We start from the raw sequence: 22,764 nt of genomic DNA, 5'->3' as shown, positions 1-22,764 counted from the left end.
AGTCGGAGGCGAGGGTTTCTCGGTTCCCAGGTATTGAAAAACTTTTTAACTAACTGGGGTCCTCGGCATGAAAAGGGCGAGAAATTCGCGAGATAAGGCGCGAGAAGCAAGAAACAGTCAAGAAAAAGTCTTCGCAGCTCAACGGGTAAAAATAGCGTCGCGGAGTGCTGTTTTAGGCCTGTTTGTGGTTAATGAAGCAAGAAAAGACCGCCTCGAACTCCGGGGAGGAGACGAAGCGGTCTTTTGTTAAGCGCCTAGCGCAGAATTACTTCTTCAGGCCATCAATGATGTCGTTGAAGGCAGCAACCGGGCGCATGGTCTGGTTGAGCTTCTCCTCGTTCGGGGCGTAGTAGCCGCCGAGGTCGACGGGGGAGCCCTGGACGTCGAGAAGCGCCTGCTCAATCTCGCTTGCCTTGGCCTCGAGGGCCTCAGCAACCGGCTTGAAGGCCTCGGCCAGCTCGGCGTCGTCAGCCTGCGCAGCCAGCTCCTTGGCCCAGTTGAGGGTCAGGAAGAAGTGGGAGCCGCGGTTGTCGTTCTCGCCCACCTTGCGGGACGGGGACTTGCCCTCATCCAGCAGGGTCTCGGTGGCCTTGTCCAGTGCAGCGGCCAGCACGCCAGCCTTGGCGTTGCCGTTGGTGTTGTGCTCGTGGCGGAAGGACTCAGCCAGAGCCAGGAACTCACCGAGGGAGTCCCAGCGCAGGTGGTTCTCCTCCTGAACCTGCTGGACGTGCTTCGGAGCGGAGCCGCCGGCACCGGTCTCGAACAGGCCGCCGCCAGCCATGAGCGGAACCACAGACAGCATCTTCGCGGAGGTGCCCAGCTCCAGGATGGGGAAGAGGTCGGTGTTGTAGTCACGCAGGACGTTACCGGTGACGGAGATGGTGTCCTCGCCCTTGCGGATGCGCTCGACGGAGGTCTTGGTCGCGGTGACCGGGTCCTCGATGGAGATGTCCAGGCCCTCGGTGTCGTGATCCTGCAGGTACTTGTTGACCAGCTCGATGAGGTTGGCGTCGTGGCCGCGCTCCGGGTCGAGCCAGAAGATGGCCTTCATGCCGGACAGGCGAGCGCGGTTGACGGCCAGCTTGACCCAGTCCTGGATCGGGGCGTCCTTGGTCTGGCAGGCGCGCCAGATATCGCCAGCTTCCACGTCGTGGGAGATGAGGGCCTCGCCCTTGGAGTTGCGGACCTCGACGGTGCCCGCAGCCGGGATCTTGAAGGTCTTGTTGTGGGAGCCGTACTCCTCAGCCTTCTGTGCCATGAGGCCGACGTTCGGGACGGTACCCATGGTGGTCGGGTCGTAAGCGCCGTTGGCCTTGCAATCCTCGATCACGGCCTGGTAGACGCCGGCGTAGGAAGAATCCGGGATGACGGCGAGGGTGTCCTGCTCCTCGTCGTTCTTGTTCCACATGTGGCCGGAGGTGCGGATCATGGCCGGCATGGAGGCGTCAATAATGACGTCAGACGGAACGTGCAGGTTGGTAATGCCCTTGTGGGAGTTGACCATGGCGAGGTCAGGACCGTCGGCAAGCGCGGCGTCGAAGGCAGCCTTGATCTCAGCACCGTTCTCCAGCTTGTCCAGGCCCTCGTAGATAGCGCCCAGGCCGTTCTCGCCATTGAGGCCAGCGGCCTCGAGCTCCTTGCCGTACTTCTCAAAGACGTCAGCGAAGAAAGCGCGCACCACGTGGCCGAAGATGATGGGGTCAGAGACCTTCATCATGGTGGCCTTGAGGTGAGCGGAGAAGAGAACGCCCTCTTCCTTGGCGCGGGCAACCTGCGCCTTGAGGAACTCATCGAGTGCCTTGGCGGACATGAAGGTGCCGTCGATGACCTCGCCCTTGAGGACCGGCAGCTTCTCCAGCAGGGTCTGCTCGCCCTCGGCGGTCTTCAGGACGATGGAGAGGGTGTCCTCCTCCGGCATGATGACGGACTTCTCGTTGTGGCGGAAGTCGTTAGCGTCCATGGTGGCCACGTTGGTCTTGGAATCAGCGGACCAAGCGCCCATCTTGTGCGGGTTCTTCTTAGCGAAGTTCTTGACCGCAATCGGAGCGCGGCGGTCGGAGTTGCCCTCACGCAGAACCGGGTTGACGGCGGAGCCCTTGACGGCGTCGTACTTCTCCTGAGCCTCTTCGTACTCCGGGAGATCAAAGCCGGCTGCCTGCAGCTCAGCGATGGCCTTCTTCAGCTGCACCAGGGAAGCGGAGATGTTCGGCAGCTTAATGATGTTGGCTTCCGGGGTCTTGGCCAGCTGGCCAAGCTCAGCCAGGGCGTCGGAAACCTTCTTGTCACCAAGGCGCTCCGGGAACTGGGCCAGGATGCGGCCGGCCAGGGAAATGTCGCGGGTTTCTACCTCGATGCCCGCGGTGGAAGCGAAGGCCTCCACGACCGGCTTGAAGGAGTAGGTCGCCAGCAGCGGCGCCTCGTCGGTACGGGTCCAGATAATCTTTGCCATGGTTCTCCTAAAGAAGTTGAAAACTGTTCAACCTCACAGGATACCTGTCTTATTTTCTCGCGGTGCCGGTCCCCCTGTGACTCGCGCCACCAGCGGGGCGGGGCTGTGTGATCGCTAGGGCCTTCTCGTCTGCGCGCGGGAAAGGGACTAAGGTACGCGCACGTGAATCTCCCGCACTCCGCTCCCCGCATCCAACGCCGTCCCGTCCCGCGCCAAACGGAAATCTCCTCAACCCGCCGCACCATCGTCATGATCGCCATGGCGCTGGGTGCCTTCGCCATCGGCACCACGGAGTTCACCTCGATGGGCCTGCTACCGCTCATCGCGGATGATTTCGGGATTACGGAAGACACGGCGTCGGTAGTCATCTCCGTCTATGCACTCGGCGTTGTCGTGGGCGCGCCGGTCATCGCTGCACTCACGGGCAAGCTCCCACGCCGCCGCCTCATTATCCTGCTTATTGGTTTCTTGCTCGTGGGCAACCTGCTCACGGCCTTGGCCCCGAACTACGGAGTTCTGCTGGTGGCGCGCTTCATCGCTGGCCTGCCGCACGGCGCGTACTTCTCCGTAGCTAACCTGGCGGCGGTCTCGATGGCACCTCCTGGCCGCCAAGGTTTTGCCATGTCGATGGTGGGCATGGGTCTGTCCATCGCCACCGTGATCGGTGTGCCCGCGGCCCAGGCCCTAGGCCAAGGATTGGGCTGGCATGCGGCGTACTTTTTGGTCGTGGCCATTGCGGGGCTGACGATGATCCTGCTCTTTTTCCTCTTCCCGCACATGACGCGCATGCCGCAAACGGATATGTTTACTGAGCTTGGCGCGCTGAAAAACAGCCAGGTTCTGCTCACCGTCTTCCTTGGCACCGTTGGCTTCGGCGGCATGTTCGCCGTCTACACCTACATCACGTGGACCATGACGGACGTCGCCGGCATGGACCCGAGCCACACGTGGATTGTGCTCATGGCCTATGGCATCGGCATGACGACAGGCAACGTCGCCGGTGGCTGGTTGGCGGACCGTAACCTGGAATTCGGCATCATTTTTGCCCTTATCTGCATGGTTAGTGTGTCGGTGACCTTCTACTTCGTGGCGCACAGCGCGTGGGCGGGCACGATTGTCTTTGGCGTCTTGGCCTTCTTCGGCTCCATCCTTGTGCCGTCGTTGCAGCTGCGCTTGGTCAACGTGGCGGGGGATGCGCAGACCCTCGCGGCGGCATTGAACCAGTCCGCCCTCAACATCGCCAATGCGGCGGGCGCGGCCATCGGCGGCGCAGTCGTGGGCGCGGGCTACTCCTATAACTCCACCGCGCTGGCCGGTGCGGGCCTGGCGGTGGCAGGCTGTCTCACCTGGGTTGTCACAATGTGGGACAAGCGCCGTCTAGCCCCTTCCGTGAAGATTATTGAACAGAGTTAGACTGTCCGGCATGAGTTTCACCATCGCCTCCGTCAACGTCAACGGCATCCGCGCGGCTTGCAAACAGCGCAATGAGAACAACCCAGGCATGAACGCGTGGCTGGAGACCACCCCGGCCGACGTCGTCCTCATGCAGGAGGTGCGTGCTAACCCCGAGCAGACCCAGAAGGCCCTGGCCCCGGCTCTGGAGGCCGGATGGAACCTGGTACAGGCCGAATCCGCCGCCAAGGGCCGCGCGGGCGTGGGAATCCTATCGAAGCACGCGCTTGGCGACGTCTCCGTAGGCTTCGGCTCCTTCGTCGAATCCGGCCGCTTCATCGCCGCCACCGTGGAAGGCGTGCGGGTGGCTTCCCTGTATTTGCCTTCCGGTGATACCGATTCCCCGAAGCAGGATGAGAAATACCTCTTCCTGGATGAATTCTCTGACGTTCTGGATGAGATGGCCGTGACCTACCCGGAGGCCGTCATCGGCGGTGACTGGAACATCTGCCACCGCGCCCAGGACCTGAAGAACAATAAGGCCAACGAGAAGAAGTCCGGCCACCTGCCGGAGGAGCGAGCCTTCATGGACCGCGTCTTCGGTTCTTTCCCGGATGAGCAGCCGCAGGACAAGAAGGGGCTGGGGGACTGGCTCGGCGTGGTGGACTACGAAACCAAGACCGCTTGGGAGGCGGCCAAGGATCCGCAGTGGTTTGACGTCGCCAGGCGCCTGCACCCGGCGGCGGATGGCCCCTACACGTGGTGGACCTACCGTGGCCAGGCTTTCAACAACGATGCCGGATGGCGCATTGACTACCAGGCGGCCACGAAGGCCATGCTGGAGCGCGCGCAGCGCACCTGGGTGGAGAAGGCGCCGACGGTGGAGGAGCGCTGGTCTGATCACTCTCCGCTTCTGGTCGAGTACAAGTAGCCCACTCCAAGTAGTGGTACGATAATCCCGTCTTAACGTCCTTTTCTATTTCGCAGGAGATGCTCATGACCCGCGCAATCATCTACTTTGTCCTCGGCGCTATTCTGCTTGCCCTGGGTATCTGGTGGTGGACCATCGTCGGACCGTCCTTTGCCTTCCTTGGCCCGATCGTCCTCCAGGGCGTTGGCGGCGCGTTCATGGTGGCCGGTTTCGCCGTCATGATGGACGTTATTAGCCCGACCTCCCGCAAGATTTAACCGACGCAGCGCCGCCCCAGCGGAGGCGGCAGAGTAGAGTGGTCAACCATGACTGACTCCACTTCTGCATCGAACTCCGCTTCCCGAGTCCTCTCTGGCATTCAGCCCACGGCGGACTCTTACCACCTGGGTAACTACCTCGGAGCGCTCAAGCAGTGGATTGACCTGCAAGACTCGCACGAGGCTTTCTACTTCATCCCGGACCTGCACGCCATCACGGTGGAGCAGAACCCAGAGGAGCTGCGCCACCGCACTGTGGCGGGTGCTGCGCAGCTGATCGCGTTGGGCATCGACCCGGCGAAATCTACCCTCTTCGTCCAATCCCACGTCCCCGCGCACGCGGAGTTGACGTGGGTTTTGCAGTGCCTGACCGGCTTCGGTGAGGCCTCCCGCATGACCCAGTTCAAGGACAAGTCTCAAAAGCAGGGCCAGGACCGCACCTCGGTGGGCTTGTTTACCTACCCCGTTTTGATGGCCGCGGATATCCTTCTCTATTCCCCGCACTACGTGCCGGTGGGGGAGGACCAGCGCCAGCACCTCGAGCTCACCCGCAACCTGGCGGAGCGTTTCAACAACAAGTACGGTGAGGTCTTCCGCGTGCCGGAGGCCTTCATTCCGGAAGGCTCGGCCAAGATTTATGACCTGCAAGAGCCGACGTCCAAGATGTCGAAGTCGGGGGCCAACCCGAAGGGCATCGTGAACCTGCTCGATGCTCCCAAGACCTCCGCCAAGCGCATCAAGTCCGCGGTGACCGATGACCTCGGCGTGGTGGCCTTTGACCGTGAGAAGCAGCCGGGCGTGTCCAACCTACTGGCCATCCAGTCCGCGCTGACGGGGGAGAGCATCCCGGATCTCGTGGACAAGTATGCCGGTCAGGGCTATGGCCACCTCAAGGTCGATACGGCCGAGGCGCTCGAGGCCTTCACCACTCCGCTCAAGGCTCGCTACGACGAGCTCATGGAAGACCGCGGCGAGCTCGAGCGCATCTTGGCCCAGGGCGCCGAGCGCGCTACGGAGATCGCCACCCCCCTCGTGGACAAGGTCTACGAGGCGGTGGGGTTCCTCCCCGCGCGTCGCGGCTGAGTTGGCTAGCATGATGAAGACTGTGTAGAGGTTTCTGTAATTAACTTTTAAGGGGAACGCCAGTGGCGCCAACGACTCGACCTGATGAGAAGAAGACCGATGACTACGGCATTGAGCGAGCTCACGCCGATGAACCGGGCGCGGTAGACAAAGTCCGTGAGAAGTCCGGCTTCATCGACCACATTATGAAGATGCTGGACCGCTACGGTAGCCAAGGCGGCAACCAGTTCGCGGCCGGAATTACGTATTTCTCGGTTCTAGCTCTCTTTCCCATCTTCATGCTCACCGTGGCCGCCGCCGCGACCGTGCTGGCGAACCGCCCCGACCTCATGCAGCAGCTGGAGGAGCAGATCACCAACGCCGTATCGGGCGATCTGGGTAATTCGATCACGGAGCTCCTGCACACCGCGATTGAGCAGCGCGGCGCAATGTACGGCATCGGTGGCCTGACCACCCTGTGGTCCGGGCTGGGGTGGATGAATAATCTGCGCATTGGTATTTCAGCGATGTGGATGCAGGATCCGACTGATGCCCCGGGCAATTTTGTCACCAAGAAGCTCAGCGACCTGCTGGGCCTCATTGGCCTGCTCGTGGCCATGATCATCGCCTTCGGCGTGACGGCAGCGGGTTCCTCCGGGCTGACCCAAAAGATCTTCGAGTGGGTCGGCATCGAGTCCTTCCCTGGCATGGGAGCGGTGCTTGTTATCGCCGGAATCGTGATTGGTCTTATCGCTAACTTCCTGGTCTTCTGGTGGATGGTGGCCTTCCTGCCGCGCACGAAGGTGCCCACCAAGTCGGGCTTGATGGGCGCGGCCATCGGCGCGGTGCTCTTTGAAGCCATCAAGCAGCTGTCCACCGTCATCATGTCCTCCGCGGCGGGAAACCCGGCTGGTGCCGTGTTTGGCCCGGTGATCGTCCTCATGGTGGTCATGTACCTGGTGTGGCGCGTCGTGCTCTATGTTTCCGCGTGGACGGCCACCACCGAGGAATCCCTGGAGCTGATGGTCCCGCCGGTTCCGGATCAGGCGGTTATCCGCGTCCGCAATGAGATCCGCCGGGGCCCGAACCCGGGCGTGACCTTGGGCGCCGGTGCCGCCCTCGGCGCGGCGGCCGCGGGCGCATGGGCCTTGCTGCGCCGAAAGTAGGCCGATGCTTCCAGTATCTTTCGCTCCGAACCTGTACGAACACTTCACCCTAGATTCGCGCGCGACCTCACGCGAACTCGGCGTGCAGCTGGCGGCTGCCGACGCCCGCCTCGAAGGCCTCGGCTACCTCCCCGAGGATGCGGAGCGCGAGGAGCTCGCCGTTGCCGCCCGCATCCTCTGCGAGCCTTCTTCCCGGGCAAGCTATGACCAAAAGGTAGAATCAGGCGCCCGGCTTACTTGGGCGCAACTGGAGGACTACGCGAATACCGGCCGCTGGGACGAAAGCCACCACGCTCCCGCGCCCGCGCACGACGCCCCGCGTGCAACCCCCGGCACCCGAGTGCTTTTGGCCGTCATCGACTACGTCATTGCGGCGATTGGTGTGTCCCTCTTACTTAGCGTCGGGGTGTACAACTCCGCTTTCAATGAGGTCTGGCTCACCAGCATCTCGGGCATCATCACGGTGGCCTATTACATCTGCTTCGAGGTCCTCGTAGGGGCAACGCCGGCGAAGCTGATAGCTGGATACACGGTGCGCGATGTCACCACCCGCGAGAAGCTCACCTGGCAGCAGAGCATTAAGCGCAATTGGTGGCGCGTGGCCTCCCTCGTGCCGCTTGTCGGCCCGCTCATTGCCTTCTTCGGAGCCCTCTACGTGGTGACCACGATTGGCCCGAAGAACGCGCTTCGCGGCCAGCACGACATCATGGCTAACGCCGAAGTAGTGAGAAAGTAGCCACCGCCACCACGAGGAGGGCGACGAGGCCCGCCACCAGCCACCCGATCCAGCCCTGCGAGTCCGCGAAGGAGGACGTCGCCGCCGGGGCCTCAGCGGTGGCGGTGGAAGAAGGCGTGGTAGGCGCTGTGCTGGGCTCCTGCGACTCCGAAGGCTCGTGCCTCCCAGCCGCGAAATCATCGAGCTGTCCCACGCCGTCGCCGGGCTGGACGTCGGAGGCTACGTCGAGAAGCATCTGCGCCTGCTCCCACGCGCGGAAACCATGCTCAACGGTCGTATCGAGGAGAACCGCCTGGAGGCGGCGCCCGCCGCGATTAATCGCGCCGACGAAGGTATGGTGCGCGTCCTCGGTATAGCCCGTCTTGCCGCCGATACCATCCGGGTCATTGAGGAAGAGCCCATTGTCGTTCCACAGCTCATAACCGGGCATGTCACCCCAGCCGGGAAACTCCACGTGCTCGGTATCGACGATGCGCGCGAAGGTGTCGTTGGCAAAAGCCGCGCGGTAGATCAACGAGATATCCGCCGCGGACGTCGACATGCCTGCCGCGTCCAAACCGGAGTAGCTCGCCGCCACCGTCGAGCGCGTGCCAATCTCCTGTGCCTTCGCGTTGACTTTCTCCAGCGCCTCCTCATCCCCGCCAACAGCCTGCGCGAGAGCGTGTGCGGCATCGTTGCCGGAGGCCATGAGAAGGCCCTGCAGGAGCTGCTCTACGGTATAGACCCCATCCGGGCCGAGGCCGACGGCGGAGCCTTCGACGGAGGCGTCGTCAAGCGTGGCGGTGATGCGTTGGTCCAAGGGAAGCTCCTCGATGACCACGAGCGCTAACAGTGCTTTGATGATGGAGGCCGGGCGGTAGCGCCCGTTGGGGTCCTTCATGGCGATGATCTCGCCGGTGTCCAGGTCACTGACCATCCACGCCGAGGCAACGACGTCCTTATTGACCCGAAAGCCGCGCGGTGCGGTGACACCGCAGGCCGCGCCCTCAACCGCGGGCAGGGGAGTGGGTGCTGCCTGGCCGGGAGCCAACCGCTCCGAGGTGGTCGTCGGCTCCTCAGGCACGAGGGAATGCGGGCACAAGTCAGTATCCGGCGCGGTGGTGCGCGTGGGCGATGATGACTCTTCCTCTTCTGCGAACGCTGGCGGCGTGGTGGCCAGAGCGATGGCGGTGAGGAGTGCGGGGACATGTTTCATAGCGTGCTTAATCCTAGACCCCGTCCTAGGATGAACCTCATGCATGACGCACCTCTGATTAGCCCTGAAAACAAAGATTCCGGCGCCGAGATTTTCGCTCGTCTGCCCAAAGTGACGCTGTTGGCGCCGCTGCCCACGGATGCATCCACCCCGGACGAGCTCCGCGCGGCCACGCACGCTGCTGTGCAGGCGCTTGCCGACGACCACGTGGTCTACGCCGAGCTCCGCCTGCGCCCCAGTGCTTTCCCCTTCGGCGCCGCCGAGGCGCTGGCTGCGGCGCAAGAGGGTCTTGATGTTCCCGGTATTGATGCGCGGATCATCGTGGAGGGCGATGCCAATAGCTGGGATGCCGGCGAGGCCGTTGCCGGTGCAGCGCTGACTGAGCTGTCCGCAGCGGAGAAGCTGCGTGAAAATTTCATTCCCTGGGAGCGGGACGTGGCTTCGTACGAGGATGCCGTGGCGGCAGTGCACGCCGGTGCGACGCGTCTGGTTCACGCAACAGATCTCATCGATGATTTCGGTGCCGACCTTGACGGCGTTCGCCCGGGCAAGGCCTCTGCGTGGGTGCGGGATCGCCGCATCGCGCTGACCTTTGCGCCGCTAGAGGAATTGCCCGCAGAGGAGCTGGCCGATCACCCTCTGCCGCTGCTACAGCAGCTCGGCTTTACCTGCACGGTGGCGGGCGAGAAGCTCAGCGATGTCTTCCTCGCCCTGAGCGAGACCTTCGGCTATGGCCTCGAGGAGTTCTTCGACCTCACCATCAAGGCCATTGAGAATTCCTTTGCTAGCGAAGAAGACCGCCAGCGCCTCATCGAGCAGGAGATCCTGCCCGCCTATGAGGAACTGGCGGATCCGGAATTCGCGGAAGACGCTTCAGATATGAGCGATTCCGATGCGGAAGAAGACAGTGAGTCTTCCGAGTAGAAGCTAGAAGCGGGAGAAACGCTTCGTCAGCATTTCCTCCAGGCCCTTCCAGGACTCCGCATGCTCGGTGTAGGGCTTGGAAGGAACGTAACCTGCGTGCTCGGTGGAGCCGAGCATGTAGCCCAGGTAGTCCTGGAAGCGCGGGTTCTGCAGCATATAAGAGTTGATGGAGTCATCACCGGCCCAGTCGGCGGCATCGGCGCAGACTTCGTAGCAGCGGCTCATCTGATCCGTATCGACGGCCTCCGGGCCCTTTTCAATGTCGCGCACGATGCCATTGAAGGTGTACTGGTTATCCGGGTGGACGGTGACCTCGAGCTCGCCCGCGTTCGCCGCGGCAACGACCTCCTCCCAGGTGGAGACCTTTGCTAGGTCATGGTCGTCGTTCTCCATGATCCAGCGCACGAGCACCTTGGAGCTGGGGAAGGTGAAGATCTCGCCCCACTTGCCCAGGAACACCGGCTTGCCGTTGAGGTAGGTGCGCAGGGTGTAGACCGTTCGCTGGTTGGCGGTGATCTTAATCGGGTCGATGCCTGCGGCTGCCCACGGGGAATTGTCGTAGGGATCGGCGGATTTCGCTGCCGCCTCGCGTTCTTCTTCGGCCTTCTTGCGTGCTTCTTCCGCGGCTTCGCTGGCGGCAGAGATGCGGGTAGCGGCATCCGCGGTTGCCTCCTGGCTGAAATCGGAGGAAGGGATGACCTTGACTACTTTGTCGAGGTCCTCGATGACCTCACGCCAGTTGCTATGAATAACGCGGCCTACGCCGGACCATTCGCCCATACCCTGGTCACCGGCATAGTGATCGGCTCCGCGGGCGGGGTTGCGCAAGATGGAATGCGAAGCGAAGAAAATAACGGTGTGCTCCGCGGCCCCGACCTCTGCCAGCGCGTGTGCAATTTCTAGGCAGCGTGCGACGGTGGACACGTTCTCGTGGCTGGGGCGGCCAGCCAAGTGCTTTGGCATGCCGATGAGGTCGTATACATGCTTCTTCTCCGGAACGACGCGGTCCGCCGCCTGGGAATTGAAAGCCTCCCACTTTGGGTGATCGAGCAGGTCGTGCTTCGAACCGGATTCGAGGAAGCACAGCATCTCGGCTTCGGTGTTAAAGAGCAAGACGGACTCGTCATCACCGAGGAAGGCCTGCCACTCGGAACCATTCTGGCGCCACTTCGGCGCCCAGAGGGTATAAAAATCACCCTCAGAAAGGGAGAGCTGGATGGGTACAATCGCGCGGGTGTTCATGGGCAAACAGTCTACCCTGTAGGCCTCCAGAACCCTTTGAAAGCCATCCCCATGTTGTTAGTACGCAGCGGATTGGTTTGCACAGGGCTGCCCGCTTCCACCATTTGTCCGCCGCCGGAGTACATGGCCACGTGCCCATCCCACACGATGAGGTCACCGGGCTGCAGTTCGTCTGCGCTTACCTGACGGCCCACGGTCTGGCTTTCTGCGGTGCGCGGCAGCTCCACCCCCGCTTGGCGCCAAGCCCATTGCGTCAACCCAGAGCAATCAAAGCTGCCATTGCCGGTACCGCCCCACCCATAGGGAGTCCCCACCTGGGACAGAGCGGCCTGTGCCGCAGCCTGCCCTTGCGTGGTTCCTTCGCTTGCGGTGGAGGACGCGGTGAGTGCGTGGCGCACCACGCCTTCCTCCTGCGGGCCGCGCACCGAGGGGCGAACAGCACGCTGGCCAATGGGTATGAGGGGAGCTGCTGCCTGCAGGAGCTCCCCAGCCAGCTGCTTGACGCGAAGCATCGCTTTGCCAACGTATTCCATGGCCAGGGCTTGCAATGCTGAACGCGCCGCAGCCTGTGTTGCAGGATTCGGGATGAGCAACCCGAGGGCGATAGGTAGTCCGCGCTGGAGAAGCTCGAAGCCCAGACCGATGAGGTCCCTGACTGTCGCCGCGATGAGCCCGCGGGCAGCATCCAGAGCGGAGCGGGCGGTGGAGAGATCCTCAGTGGCTTGGCGCGCAGTGTCTAACAACGCCCGTGGATCCCCATGCGCGATTTCCGCTAGCGGCCCTGCAGCAGTGAGATCGGGCACAGTGGGCAGGGAGACGTCGGGAAGCTGCGCCGGCTGAATCCGGGCAATGTGGGCGAGTGCTGACTCCAACATCACAGACCCCCGCACGCGTTCGCGAGAACACCATCGGCGTCTTCCGCTTCGCGGGCCATGCGGAAGCTGGAGTCCGCCACGGCGCCCGCATCCGCCCTGACCTGGGCAAGGCGGGCGGAAAGGTTCTCCATGGCGGTGTTAAAGGTTCCAGTGAAACCGCCCAGAACGGTATCGACCGGTAGCTCAGGAGGGGGAGTGGAGGAGGCCTGGGAGATGGCGGCAAGCTCATGCGCCAGCCTGCGGGTGTGTTCGGTGTCGATATTAAACGTGTGGAAGCTAGTCATGGCTTATTAGACTGTGCCGCCCGCTGATCGGTTCCCGGCCGATTCTTATACAGTGAAGGGCATGGATATCCACGTAGTAGACCACCCCCTCGCCGCCTCCCGGCTCACACTCATGCGCGATGCCCGCAGCGATAATGCCGCCTTCCGTGCAGCTCTGCGGGATCTTGGCACCATGCTTGTCTATGAGGCAGCGCGCGACCTGCCCGTCGAGCATTTTGATTGCGTTACTCCCGTTGCCACGGCGGAGGGCACCCGCCTGCAGGACCCGCCAATTATCGTGCCCATCATCCGTGCTGGACTGGGCATGATTGACCCGGCGCTGTCGATGATCCCTGATGCCCAAGTTGGCTTCATCGGCATGGCGCGCGATGAAGAAACCCATGAGCCGGTGCCTTACCTGGAGGCCCTGCCGGAGGATCTCAGCGGGCGTAGCGTCTTTGTCGTCGATCCGATGCTCGCCACGGGCGGTTCCCTCCTGCATTCCCTGAAGCTCCTCGCGGATCGCGGCGCCACCGATATCACCGCGATCTGCATGGTGTCCGCGCAGCCGGGCGTCGATGCGCTGGCCAACTCGGGGCTGCCGGTTCGCTTGGTTACCGCGGCGATTGATCCGGCCCTCAACGAGGACGCCTACATCGTGCCGGGGCTTGGCGACGCCGGCGACCGCCTCTACGGTCCCCGCAATATCGACCTGTAGCTAAGGTAGACCGCTTAGTATATCCGGCGTGTGACCTGCCCGGCTAACTGAACCGCATGGTCTAGTTGTAGACTCTTCCCAATAGGACACCACGGAGGAGGAAGCAGTGATCTCGGACTACGTCAGTGAGTGGTTCAGCAACCACCGCGCGGAGGTCATCGCGTGGCGCCGCCATATTCACCGCCACCCGGAGACCTCCAATAAGGAAGTAGAAACCACTCGCTTCCTGTCTCGCACCCTGCGTGAGTACGGTCTGGAGCCGCAGCTTTTCCCCGAAACCGGCCTCATGGTGGACATCGGGCCCGACACGGAACTCGGGCGCCTGGCCTTCCGCGCCGACATCGACGCGCTCCCAGTCACGGAGGTTACCGGCCTCGAGTACACCTCCGAGGTCCCCGGCGTCATGCATGCCTGCGGGCATGACATGCACACCACCATTGCGCTGGCCACGGCCTGTGCCTTGGCGGATCTCAACCACGAGCACCCGCTGGACTTCGGTGTCCGCGTCATCTTCCAACCCGCCGAAGAGGTCTGGGTAGGCGGCGCCACCGACGTCATCGAGTGGGGTGCGCTCGAGGGCGTGAATTCCATCTTTGCGGTCCACGTCGAGCCGAAGCTGCGCGTCGGGCGCATCGGCGTCCGCGCCGGGGCGATCACCTCCGCGACTGACGTCGTGGAAATCAACGTCTCCGGTCCGGGCGGGCACACGTCGCGCCCGCACTTGTCTGCGGACGTCGTCTATGCGCTGGGCAAGCTGCTGACGGACCTGCCGGGTTTGCTCTCGCGCCGCGTCGATCCACGCACCGGCACCGTCTTGGTCTTTGGTCAGGTGAATTCCGGCTATGCACCGAACGCGATTCCCGAGACCGGCTCGGTGTCTGGCACCATGCGCACGGCGGATATCGGGATCTGGCGCGAGATGCAAACGCTGTTCTCTGAGCTTGTGGAGCAAGTCCTGGCGCCCCTGGGTGTGGAACATGAGCTGGTCTATCACCGTGGGGTTCCGCCGGTGCTTAACGACGACGTCTCCACCGCCCTCCTCGCCAGCGCTGCCCAGGCCATCGACCCGCAAGCCGTGGTCCAAGCGCCGCAGTCCTCGGGCGGCGAGGACTTCTCCTGGTACTTGGAGAAGGTCCCCGGTTCCATGGCCCGCCTCGGTTGCTGGTCCGGCGAAGGCGAGCAGCACGATCTACATATGGGTGATTTGGCCCCCGATGAGAGGGCTATCGGCGTGGGCGTCAAACTCTTCGGCTCCGTGGCGGAACAGTTTGCCAACGTGGAGGATTAGTTTCCTAACTACTACACTGTGACAAGGATTTCCCAGAGTTCTTATAGGCAGATTTTTCAAAAAGGAGCGACAGTGTCACAGGAAGCCCCCCGCATCGTAATTATCGGCGGCGGCCCCGCAGGCTATGAGGCTGCGACTGCCGGCGCCAAGTACGGCGCGCACATTACGTTGGTTGAGGAACAGGGCCCCGGTGGCTCCTCCGTTCTCTTGGACTGCGTCCCGTCGAAGTCCTTTATTGCCGGCGCCAACATCCGCACCGATTTCCGCCGCGCGGATGATATGGGCCTGAACCACCAGCTCGGCTCGCTGAAGCTGAGCCTGGAGGCGCTTAACGGCCGCGTGCAGGCGCTGGCCGGCAACCAGTCCCGCGACGTGCGCGCGGGCCTGGAGAAGATCGGCGTCAAGGTCATCGATGGCCGCGCCGCATTCTCCGAGGACCAGCACGGCGTGAAGGGTGCCGCGCACAAGGTTGATGTCACCCACACTGATGGCACCACCGAAACCCTCGACGCGGACCTGGTCCTCGTTGCCACCGGTGCCACCCCGCGCATCTTGCCGGGCGCGCAGCCGGACGGCGAGCGCATCCTGACCTGGCAGCAGGTTTATGACCTCAAGGAGGAACCGGAGCACCTCATTGTCGTCGGCTCCGGCGTGACCGGTGCCGAGTTCGTTTCCGCCTTCGCGGAGATGGGCGTGCGTGTGACCATGGTGGCTTCTCGCGACCGCATTCTGCCGCATGATGACGCCGATGCTGCCGACGTCCTCGAGACCGTCCTGGCTGAGCGCGGCGTGGAGCTGGAAAAGAACTGCCGCGTCGAAACGGTCTCCCGCACCGAGGACGGCAACGTGGTGGTCAAGACCCAGGATGGTCGCGAGATCCACGGCTCCCACGTCATCATGTCCATCGGTTCCATCCCAAATACGAAGAACCTGGGCCTCGAGCACGTTGGCGTGGCTACCACGAAGTCCGGTCACATCGAGGTTGACCGAGTTTCCCGCACCAACGTTGCTGGCATCTACGCGGCGGGTGACTGCTCCGACCTCTTCCCGCTGGCCTCTGTTGCCGCGATGCAGGGACGCATCGCCATGTACCACTCCCTGGGTGAGGGCGTGTCCCCGCTGCGCTTGAAGACGGTCGCCACGGCCGTGTTTACCCGCCCGGAGATCGCTGCCGTGGGCTTTACCCAGGCGGAGATTGAGGCGGGCGAGGTTGCCGCGCGCACCATCACGATGCCGCTGAACACCAACCCGCGCGCCAAGATGCGCTCTCTGCAGCACGGTTTTGTCAAGCTCTTCTGCCGCGCCACCTCCGGCCGCGTTATCGGCGGCGTTATCGTCGCCCCGACCGCTTCCGAGCTCATCCTGCCCATCGCCGTGGCGGTAACCAACCAGCTCACCGTGAACCAGCTGGCGGATTCCTTCGCGGTCTACCCGTCGCTGTCCGGCACCATCACCGAGGCAGCCCGCCGCCTCGTTGCCCACGACGACCTCGAGTAGGCAGGCTCCAGCTCTGTTCTAGCTTCGGTTCGGTTTTATAAGCTCAGTGTGCTCACCGCATGCTGGGCTTCTTCCATGGTGAACCGCTCGCCGTAGTCGCTGGGGAGCTGCATAGGGGTTGGACATGAGAGAACCTCCTGCGTAGGTGAGAGACGAGAGCCCGGCGTGGTGCCGAACGAGTCTTATCTTGGCAAGCGGCCTGGACATTGCCGCAGGAAGTTCGAAAGCTTGGGCGGACTGTGGAAACTACGAGGTCGCGTAGGCCGAAACCGGAGTGGCATTGAGGTCGAGGCTGACGGAGCGCCCCGCCTGTGGGAAGGCGCGCTGCGGACAGGCCGGGCGTGGGCAGGCGGCGCAACCGGGGCCGATGGGGGTTGCCTCGGAAGGGGAGAGGTTGAGCGCATCGGCGTAAACCACGCGATCCGCCTGCGCGATATCGCAGCCCAGCCCCACGACGAATTCCTTGCGCGGTGTACCCCAGGCCTGAGCTTGGCCTTGGACGAAGCGCGCGATCCACAGGTAGGTGTGGTCATCGGGCATCGAGGCCACCTGGCGCGTGATGCGGTTTGGTGTTTCAAAAGCACGGTGGACCACCCACAACGGGCACGAGCCGCCGCTGCGTGCAAAGTGGAAAGCGGTGGAGGACTGGCGCTTGGAAATATTGCCCGCGCGGTCGGTTCGGATGAAGGAGAAAGGGACACCTTGGTGGTGGGGCCGCTGAAGCGTCGACAAGCGCTGCGCGGTGGTCTCGAAACCAGTGCCAAAGGATGCCGCGATCACATCAATGTCGTAGCGCGTCTCCTCCGCGGTGGTGAGGAGCTGCGTATAGGGCATGGTGACGGCCGCCGCGAAGTATTGGGCCAGTCCGTAGGTGCCGATGGAGCGGGCTTCGGCGCTGGGGAGTTCAGCCACGAGTTCCGCGCAGTGCTCTGGATAGGCCAGAAGACAGTACTGGAGCGCCATCTCGAAGACGAGCTGGGCTTCCGTGAGTCCTGCGCGCAGGTGCAGCTCGCGGTCGTGGAAGGTCCGTCGGCGCGGGGAGGCCGAGGAGAAACGTGTCGTAACACCGAACTCGTCCTGGAGGACTGAGGCCAAGCGCCCACGGCGCAGGACGCGGTCACCGAGGGAATCGGACAGCTCCTCGGCAGCTACGTCCAGGCTGTGAATGTAGTTGTGGGCGTCGTAGAAGAAGTCGCGGACCGCTTCGAAAGGGCCGGTTTCCGCGGGGGTGTGCGCGGCGGCGGCGACAAGCCGGGGGAGTAGCTCGGGGAAGCGCCCGCTTAAGTCGGTGAGCGTGGTGTCGGAGGCCTCGGGGAAGAGCTGACGCAGCTCGGCGAGCGCGCGCAGGTCGCGATCCCCCGCGAAGTAGGTGGCGTCAACGCCAAAGCGTTGCGTCAGCTGCATGAGGACGGTGACGGTGAGGGGGCGCTGGTCATTTTCCAGCTGGTTGAGATAGCTGGTGGACATCCCCAGTTGTTGTGCCATGGCCGCTTGGGTGAGTTTGCGTTCTTTGCGTAGTGCGTGGATTCTTGCCCCCGCGTAGTGCTTGCTCATTGTGTACGTCCTCCCAAAAAGCCGCCCCAACTGGTAATTACACAAGGTTTGCAAACAACGCAAAACCCTGCAACAGATAAACACAGTTTACACATGTGGCAGGCCACACGGGCGGGGGATAGTGTGATGGCTATCGCAGCCGTTGTTGTCTAGGAGGAAAACCCCGTTGATTAACCACGAAGTACGTACCCACAAGTCCGCCGAGAACTTCCCCATCGAAGAGCACCTGGCGTACAAGATTGCCAAGGTCGCAGCAGATCCCGTTGAGGTTCCGGCCGAGACCACCGAGATGATCATCAACCGCATCATCGATAACGCCTCCGTGGCCGTGGCCTCAGCCACCCGCCGCCCGGTGACCTCCGCCCGCGTCATCGCGCAGGCCCACCCGGCTCAAGAAGGCGGCGCCACCATCTTCGGCGTTGACGGCACCTACTCCGCCGAGTGGGCAGCCCTGGCCAACGGCACTGCCGTGCGCGAGCTGGACTACCACGACACCTTCCTCGCCGCCGAATACTCCCACCCGGGCGATAACATCCCGCCAATCCTGGCCGTGGCACAGCACAAGGGGCTGACCGGCAAGGAGCTCATCCGCGGTATCGCCACCGGCTACGAAGTCCAGGTCAACCTGGTCAAGGGCATCTGCCTTCACGAGTGGAAGATCGACCACGTGGCGCACCTCGGCCCCTCCGTCGCCGCGGGCATCGGCACCATGCTCGGCCTCGACGTCGACACCATCTACCAGGCCATCGGCCAGGCGCTACACACCACCACCGCCACCCGCCAGTCCCGCAAGGGCCTCATCTCCTCCTGGAAGGCCTATGCACCGGCGTTTGCCGGCAAGATGGGCATCGAAGCAGTAGACCGCTCCATGCGCGGCGAGGGTGCCCCGGCCCCGATTTGGGAAGGCGAGGACGGCTTCATTGCCTGGATGCTCCACTCCCCGGAGCGCACCTACACCGTCCCCCTCCCGGCTGAGGGCGAGGAAAAGCGCGCCATCCTGGACACCTACACCAAGGAGCACTCCGCGGAGTACCAGGCACAGGCCCCGATTGATATGGCCTTTGCCCTCAAGAAGACCTTGGCTGAGAAGGGCCTGAAGGTGGAGGACATTGAGTCCATCGTCCTGCACACCTCGCACCACACCCACTACGTCATCGGCACCGGCGCCAACGACCCGCAGAAGATGGATCCGAACGCCTCCCGCGAGACTCTGGATCACTCCATCATGTACATCTTCGCCGTGGCCCTGCAGGACGGCGAGTGGGACTACGAGACCTCCTACTCTGACGAGCGCAAGCACCGCCAGGACACCATCGACCTGTGGCACAAGATTTCCACCGTTGAGGACCCGGAGTGGACCCGCCGCTACCACTCCAACGACCTCAGCGAGAAGGCCTTCGGCGGCAAGGCCGTCATCACCTTCAAGGATGGCACCGTGATCGAGGACGAGCGCGCGGTGGCCGACGCCCACCCGCTCGGCGCCCGCCCCTTCGGCCGCGAGGAGTACATCAACAAGTTCAAGAAGCTCGCCGCCGGCAAGGTTTCGGAGGAGGAGCAGGAGCGCTTCCTCGCTGCCGCCCAGAACCTGGAAAACCTCACCGACCTGAGCGAGCTCAACGTTCGCCTCACCGACGAGGCTATCGCCACCGCACCCGAGACCCCGAAGGGACTGTTCTAAATGGCTGGCCTATTTGGCTCTACTATCAGCAATGCAGACAAGCGCAAGAGCTTCCGCGAGGCGCTGAACGCACCGGGAATCACCACGCTGCCGGGCGCCTTCAACCCGTTGACCGCGCGGCTCATCCAGGACATCGGCGGCTTCGGCGGCGTCTACGTCTCCGGCGCGGTGCTGGCTAATGATCTGGGCCTGCCGGACATTGGTCTCACCACCCTCACTGAGGTGGCGCAGCGCGCCGGGCACATTGCCCGCGCCACGGACCTGCCTGTGCTTGTCGACGCCGACACGGGCTTCGGCGAACCCATGTCCGCCGCCCGCACCGTCGCCGCGCTGGAGGACGCCGGCCTGGCCGGCTGCCACCTGGAGGACCAGGTTAACCCGAAGCGCTGCGGCCACCTCGATGGCAAGGAAGTGGTGCCGACGGATCTTATGGTTCGCCGCATTACCGCCGCCGTCAACGAGCGCCGCGATGAGAACTTCATCATCTGTGCCCGCACCGATGCCGCCGGCATCCACGGCATCGATGAAGCCATCGAGCGCGCCAAGGCCTACGCCGACGCCGGTGCGGACCTCATCTTCACTGAGGCCCTGTACTCGCCGGAGGACTTCGAAAAGTTCCGCGCCGCCGTGGATACCCCTCTGCTGGCCAACATGACCGAGTTCGGCAAGACCGAGCTGCTGTCCGCCAAGCGCATTGAGGAGCTGGGCTATAACGCCGTCATCTGGCCGGTGTCCACCCTGCGCGTGGCCATGGGCGCTACCGAAGAATTCCTCCGCGACATGCAGGAAACCGGCCTGCAATCCGAGGAATGGCTCGACCGCATGCAGCACCGCTCCCGCCTGTATGAGCTGGTGCGCTACGACGAGTACAACGCCTTCGACCAGAGCGTGTTCACCTACTCCAAGGACAGCTACAAGCCCACCTTCGACTAGGGCACACGGCCTGAAACTCACACTAGAACCCAATAAAAGGAGAAAACACCATGTCTGAAACCCCAGAAATCCGCAAGGGCCTGTACGGCGTCGTCGTCGATGAGACCGCCGTGTCCAAGGTTGTCCCGGAGACCAACTCCCTGACCTACCGCGGCTACCCGGTCCAGGAGCTGGCACGCTACTGCTCCTTCGAGGAGGTTGCTTACCTGCTGTGGAACGGCGAGCTGCCGTCCCAGGATGAACTGGTCCGTTTCTCCGCTCGTGAGAAGGCGCTGCGCCACCTGGACCGCCACCTCATTGACCTGATCACCTCCATGCCGAAGTCCTGCCACCCGATGGACGTTCTGCGCACCGCAGTCTCCTTCATCGGTTCCCAGGACCCGGAGGAGTACACCAAGGATTCCGAGCACATCCGCCGCACCGCGCTGGAGCTCATGGCGAAGCTGCCGACCATCGTCGCCCTCGATATCCGCCGTCGCCGCGGTGAGGGCTACATCGAGCCTTCCCGCAAGAAGGGCTTTGCGGAGAACTTCCTGTGGATGGTCTTCGGTGAGGAGGAAGGCTCGCCGGCCCTGTCGCGCTCCGATATTGAGGCCTTTGATAAGTCCCTCATCCTCTATGCTGAGCACTCCTTCAACGCTTCCACCTTCGCTGCCCGCGTGGTGACCTCCACGATGTCGGATACCTACTCCGCCGTTACCGCCGCCATCGGCGCCCTCAAGGGCCCGCTGCACGGTGGTGCTAACGAGGCCGTGATGAAGAACTTCCTGGAGGTCGGTGACCCGGCCAAGGCAGAGGAGTGGACGCTCAACAAGCTCAAGAACAAGGAGCTCGTCATGGGCTTCGGTCACCGCGTGTACAAGAACGGTGACTCCCGTGTTCCGACCATGGAGGCTGCCTTCCGCGAGCTGGCCAAGGACCACGGCCAGGAGCAGTGGGTGGAGATGTACGAGAAGATGGCCAAGACCATGTACGAGAACACCTCCATCAAGATCCAGCCGAACCTGGACTTCCCGGCTGGCCCTGCGTACCACATCCTTGGTTTCGACATTGAGTTCTTCACCCCGATCTTCGTGATGGCCCGCATCACCGGCTGGACCGCACACATCGTGGAGCAGAACGAGAACAACTCCCTGATCCGCCCGCTGTCTGCCTACAACGGCAAGGAGCAGCGCTCCGTTCCGCCGAAGCAGATCTAATTAGCGGTTGCGCTTGACGACGGGCGCTGCACGTGGCGAAGGCATGTCATGCCGACGCCACATGCAGCGCCTAATGCTATTGCGCCTGCGGCAACAAGAAGTGCATTCCAATCGATGGCAAAAGTGAGGCCATCTCCCATTGCGTAGACCATTCCGGCAAGCGGGAGGATTCCAGCGAGACAGCCAGTAATGATCGCGGCACATGCCAGTGTGGCCGTAGTGAGTACAACGATTCTTAGGTGCCAGGAGGAATCGAGGCCTAGTACTTTGAAGGTGGTCTCGATTGCTTCGGTAGCGCGAGCAAGTTGCCGCGAGAAAACAAAGGTTACGGCTAACGCGCTGAGAAGCGCGGCTGCCAAGCTGATATAGAATGCCCGCGGTGTCGAAGAAGTTTGAATCAGTGGCAGTAGTACGAGCTCGTGGGGGATATGAGCTTGTGCAGCGCTATCAAGAAAGCGCTTTTCTTGGTCTTCCTGGAGACCCGTAAAGACCCATTGTGTCCTACCTGCCGGTGCATCTAGATTTTGCGCCGTGGATGCGAGGATAAATCCTCCAGCTAGCTTCTCCCAGTGTGGCCCGAAGTCCATACTCAGCGCTGAAAGTGATGAGTGGCCTGAATTCTTGCTCGTGTTGATTGAAACGTGGTCTTGGTTGATGAATCTGTGATCGCGGACTAATGCCCCAGTCTTAAGGACTTCTTTTTCTGAGGCAGTAAGCTCTCGGTCTAAGAGTTGCTCTACGTTACGAACGGATTCGACGCTCAGTACGCCAAAAGTCCCCGACATCTCCGCGGGCATGTCCAGCGTGGCTTGGACATAAGAAACACGAACTGGGGCGGGCACGCCCAACGCAGTGGCTAGGTGCTGAACGGATTCAGCACGCGGGGAAAGCCCGTCATCTGTCTTCTCTAAAATGTGTGCCTGGTTTGGGGCGATCGTTGACGTCAAACTGTCATTCTCACTGGCTGTGAAGCTGGCTGACATCGAACTGCTAAACACGGCGGTTCCCATGCACAGGACCAACAACGTCAGACCCGTGCCAATAAGCTGCCGGTGCTTCTCTGCAAATCTTAGGGCCACGCCTGCTGGAGTGTAGGGCCGGCTGGTTCGCGGACAGCGTGCGAGAAAAAGAGAAAAGACGATGCACAATGCCACGGTTGGCAATGGCGCCCAGGTTTCGAACACGTCTGGCCCCAGCAGTGCTGAAGCGACCGTAAAGAGCGCGGCCACAAGGACAATAGCAATAGCACTCCAACGCAAGAATGATGCCGATAAGGCCGGCAGCGGGATGTCTTTCCAGAACGGATGCGGCTGGGTCGACGGCGCGGTGGCAACACCGCCAATCAGGAGTGCTGCTAGCGAGCTAGCGAGAAGATGTTATGTCCATAGGGTTTTTGGACATGGAG

21 protein-coding genes are annotated in these 22,764 nt (G+C 62.6%); 13 read left to right on the top strand and 8 right to left on the bottom strand.

Annotated elements, in window-relative coordinates; genetic code table 11:
- Positions 1 to 265: 265 nt before the first annotated feature.
- Positions 266 to 2,449: an NADP-dependent isocitrate dehydrogenase gene (locus tag HMPREF2792_RS02710; protein ID WP_070530661.1), complete on the bottom strand. Its 2,184-nt coding sequence runs from the start codon at positions 2,447 to 2,449 to the stop codon at positions 266 to 268.
- 162 nt (positions 2,450 to 2,611) lie between these two features.
- Between HMPREF2792_RS02710 and HMPREF2792_RS02705 the strand changes: the two genes are divergently transcribed.
- The 6 genes from HMPREF2792_RS02705 (at position 2,612) to HMPREF2792_RS02680 (ending at position 7,993) form a co-directional block, all read left to right on the top strand.
- On the top strand, positions 2,612 to 3,862 hold the full coding sequence (locus tag HMPREF2792_RS02705) for an MFS transporter (RefSeq protein WP_070530659.1): 1,251 nt from the start codon (positions 2,612 to 2,614) through the stop codon (positions 3,860 to 3,862).
- 10 nt (positions 3,863 to 3,872) lie between these two features.
- Positions 3,873 to 4,772: an exodeoxyribonuclease III gene (locus HMPREF2792_RS02700; protein WP_070530657.1), complete on the top strand. Its 900-nt coding sequence runs from the start codon at positions 3,873 to 3,875 to the stop codon at positions 4,770 to 4,772.
- A gap of 65 nt (positions 4,773 to 4,837) precedes the next feature.
- Positions 4,838 to 5,029, top strand: coding sequence for a hypothetical protein (locus HMPREF2792_RS02695; protein ID WP_049157254.1), 192 nt, complete (start codon positions 4,838 to 4,840; stop codon positions 5,027 to 5,029).
- A 48-nt stretch (positions 5,030 to 5,077) separates the two neighbouring features.
- On the top strand, positions 5,078 to 6,112 hold the full coding sequence (trpS, locus tag HMPREF2792_RS02690; RefSeq protein ID WP_070530655.1) for a tryptophan--tRNA ligase: 1,035 nt from the start codon (positions 5,078 to 5,080) through the stop codon (positions 6,110 to 6,112).
- A gap of 62 nt (positions 6,113 to 6,174) precedes the next feature.
- A complete protein-coding gene (locus tag HMPREF2792_RS02685; RefSeq protein WP_070530653.1) occupies positions 6,175 to 7,257 on the top strand; it encodes a YhjD/YihY/BrkB family envelope integrity protein in 1,083 nt (360 codons plus the stop codon).
- Positions 7,258 to 7,261: 4 nt separating this feature from the next.
- Positions 7,262 to 7,993 (top strand): RDD family protein, encoded by a 732-nt coding sequence (locus HMPREF2792_RS02680; protein ID WP_070530651.1) that lies wholly within the window; start codon positions 7,262 to 7,264, stop codon positions 7,991 to 7,993.
- Here the strand turns inward: HMPREF2792_RS02680 and HMPREF2792_RS02675 are convergent.
- Positions 7,968 to 9,188: a D-alanyl-D-alanine carboxypeptidase family protein gene (locus HMPREF2792_RS02675; RefSeq protein ID WP_070530649.1), complete on the bottom strand. Its 1,221-nt coding sequence runs from the start codon at positions 9,186 to 9,188 to the stop codon at positions 7,968 to 7,970. The two genes, HMPREF2792_RS02680 and HMPREF2792_RS02675, sit on opposite strands and share 26 nt — an antisense overlap.
- 39 nt (positions 9,189 to 9,227) lie before the next feature.
- Between HMPREF2792_RS02675 and HMPREF2792_RS02670 the strand changes: the two genes are divergently transcribed.
- A complete protein-coding gene (locus HMPREF2792_RS02670; RefSeq protein WP_083306372.1) occupies positions 9,228 to 10,112 on the top strand; it encodes an amidohydrolase family protein in 885 nt (294 codons plus the stop codon).
- A 3-nt stretch (positions 10,113 to 10,115) separates the two neighbouring features.
- On the opposite strand, the gene HMPREF2792_RS02665 is transcribed toward HMPREF2792_RS02670, so the two are convergent.
- Genes HMPREF2792_RS02665 through HMPREF2792_RS02655 form a run of 3 tightly spaced genes read right to left on the bottom strand, consistent with a single transcriptional unit; the run spans position 10,116 to position 12,513 of the window.
- Positions 10,116 to 11,354: a hypothetical protein gene (locus HMPREF2792_RS02665; protein WP_070530645.1), complete on the bottom strand. Its 1,239-nt coding sequence runs from the start codon at positions 11,352 to 11,354 to the stop codon at positions 10,116 to 10,118.
- 11 nt (positions 11,355 to 11,365) lie between these two features.
- On the bottom strand, positions 11,366 to 12,229 hold the full coding sequence (locus HMPREF2792_RS02660; protein ID WP_070530644.1) for a C40 family peptidase: 864 nt from the start codon (positions 12,227 to 12,229) through the stop codon (positions 11,366 to 11,368).
- Entirely contained in the window at positions 12,229 to 12,513 is a 285-nt protein-coding gene (locus HMPREF2792_RS02655) for a hypothetical protein (RefSeq protein WP_070530642.1), read from the bottom strand. Before HMPREF2792_RS02655 ends, HMPREF2792_RS02660 begins: the two co-directional genes overlap by 1 nt.
- 61 nt (positions 12,514 to 12,574) lie before the next feature.
- Here HMPREF2792_RS02655 and upp point away from each other — a divergent pair, with 61 nt between their 5' ends.
- From upp to HMPREF2792_RS02640, 3 genes are all read left to right on the top strand, one after another.
- Complete coding sequence (gene upp, locus HMPREF2792_RS02650; protein ID WP_070530640.1) at positions 12,575 to 13,210, top strand: uracil phosphoribosyltransferase; 636 nt, start codon at positions 12,575 to 12,577, stop codon at positions 13,208 to 13,210.
- Positions 13,211 to 13,316: 106 nt separating this feature from the next.
- Positions 13,317 to 14,498, top strand: a complete 1,182-nt coding sequence (locus tag HMPREF2792_RS02645; RefSeq protein ID WP_070530638.1) for a M20 family metallopeptidase — start codon at positions 13,317 to 13,319, stop codon at positions 14,496 to 14,498.
- A 72-nt stretch (positions 14,499 to 14,570) separates the two neighbouring features.
- Positions 14,571 to 15,995 carry an NAD(P)H-quinone dehydrogenase gene (locus HMPREF2792_RS02640; RefSeq protein ID WP_070530636.1) on the top strand — a complete coding sequence of 475 codons (1,425 nt, stop codon included), beginning with the start codon at positions 14,571 to 14,573 and terminating at the stop codon, positions 15,993 to 15,995.
- 35 nt (positions 15,996 to 16,030) lie between these two features.
- Here the strand turns inward: HMPREF2792_RS02640 and HMPREF2792_RS12830 are convergent, their stop codons facing one another.
- Complete coding sequence (locus HMPREF2792_RS12830) at positions 16,031 to 16,108, bottom strand: Ltp family lipoprotein (protein ID WP_227486149.1); 78 nt, start codon at positions 16,106 to 16,108, stop codon at positions 16,031 to 16,033.
- A 133-nt stretch (positions 16,109 to 16,241) separates the two neighbouring features.
- Positions 16,242 to 17,549 carry a short-chain fatty acyl-CoA regulator family protein gene (locus HMPREF2792_RS02635; RefSeq protein WP_070530634.1) on the bottom strand — a complete coding sequence of 436 codons (1,308 nt, stop codon included), beginning with the start codon at positions 17,547 to 17,549 and terminating at the stop codon, positions 16,242 to 16,244.
- 166 nt (positions 17,550 to 17,715) lie between these two features.
- On the opposite strand from HMPREF2792_RS02635, the gene prpD reads away from it, so the two are divergent.
- From prpD to HMPREF2792_RS02620, 3 genes are read left to right on the top strand one after another with little or no spacing between them, the layout of a single operon-like run.
- Entirely contained in the window at positions 17,716 to 19,227 is a 1,512-nt protein-coding gene (gene prpD, locus HMPREF2792_RS02630) for a 2-methylcitrate dehydratase PrpD (RefSeq protein ID WP_070530632.1), read from the top strand.
- Positions 19,228 to 20,160, top strand: coding sequence for a methylisocitrate lyase (gene prpB, locus HMPREF2792_RS02625; protein ID WP_070530630.1), 933 nt, complete (start codon positions 19,228 to 19,230; stop codon positions 20,158 to 20,160). It begins immediately after the preceding gene.
- A 50-nt stretch (positions 20,161 to 20,210) separates the two neighbouring features.
- Complete coding sequence (locus tag HMPREF2792_RS02620) at positions 20,211 to 21,359, top strand: bifunctional 2-methylcitrate synthase/citrate synthase (protein WP_070530628.1); 1,149 nt, start codon at positions 20,211 to 20,213, stop codon at positions 21,357 to 21,359.
- Here the strand turns inward: HMPREF2792_RS02620 and HMPREF2792_RS02615 are convergent.
- Complete coding sequence (locus HMPREF2792_RS02615; RefSeq protein WP_232748438.1) at positions 21,356 to 22,588, bottom strand: hypothetical protein; 1,233 nt, start codon at positions 22,586 to 22,588, stop codon at positions 21,356 to 21,358. The two genes, HMPREF2792_RS02620 and HMPREF2792_RS02615, sit on opposite strands and share 4 nt — an antisense overlap.
- Positions 22,589 to 22,764 lie beyond the last annotated feature (176 nt).

This window comes from Corynebacterium sp. HMSC068H04 (assembly GCF_001811255.1).
GTDB lineage: Bacteria > Actinomycetota > Actinomycetes > Mycobacteriales > Mycobacteriaceae > Corynebacterium > Corynebacterium hesseae.
This window is presented reverse-complemented; position numbering and strand designations above follow the sequence as displayed.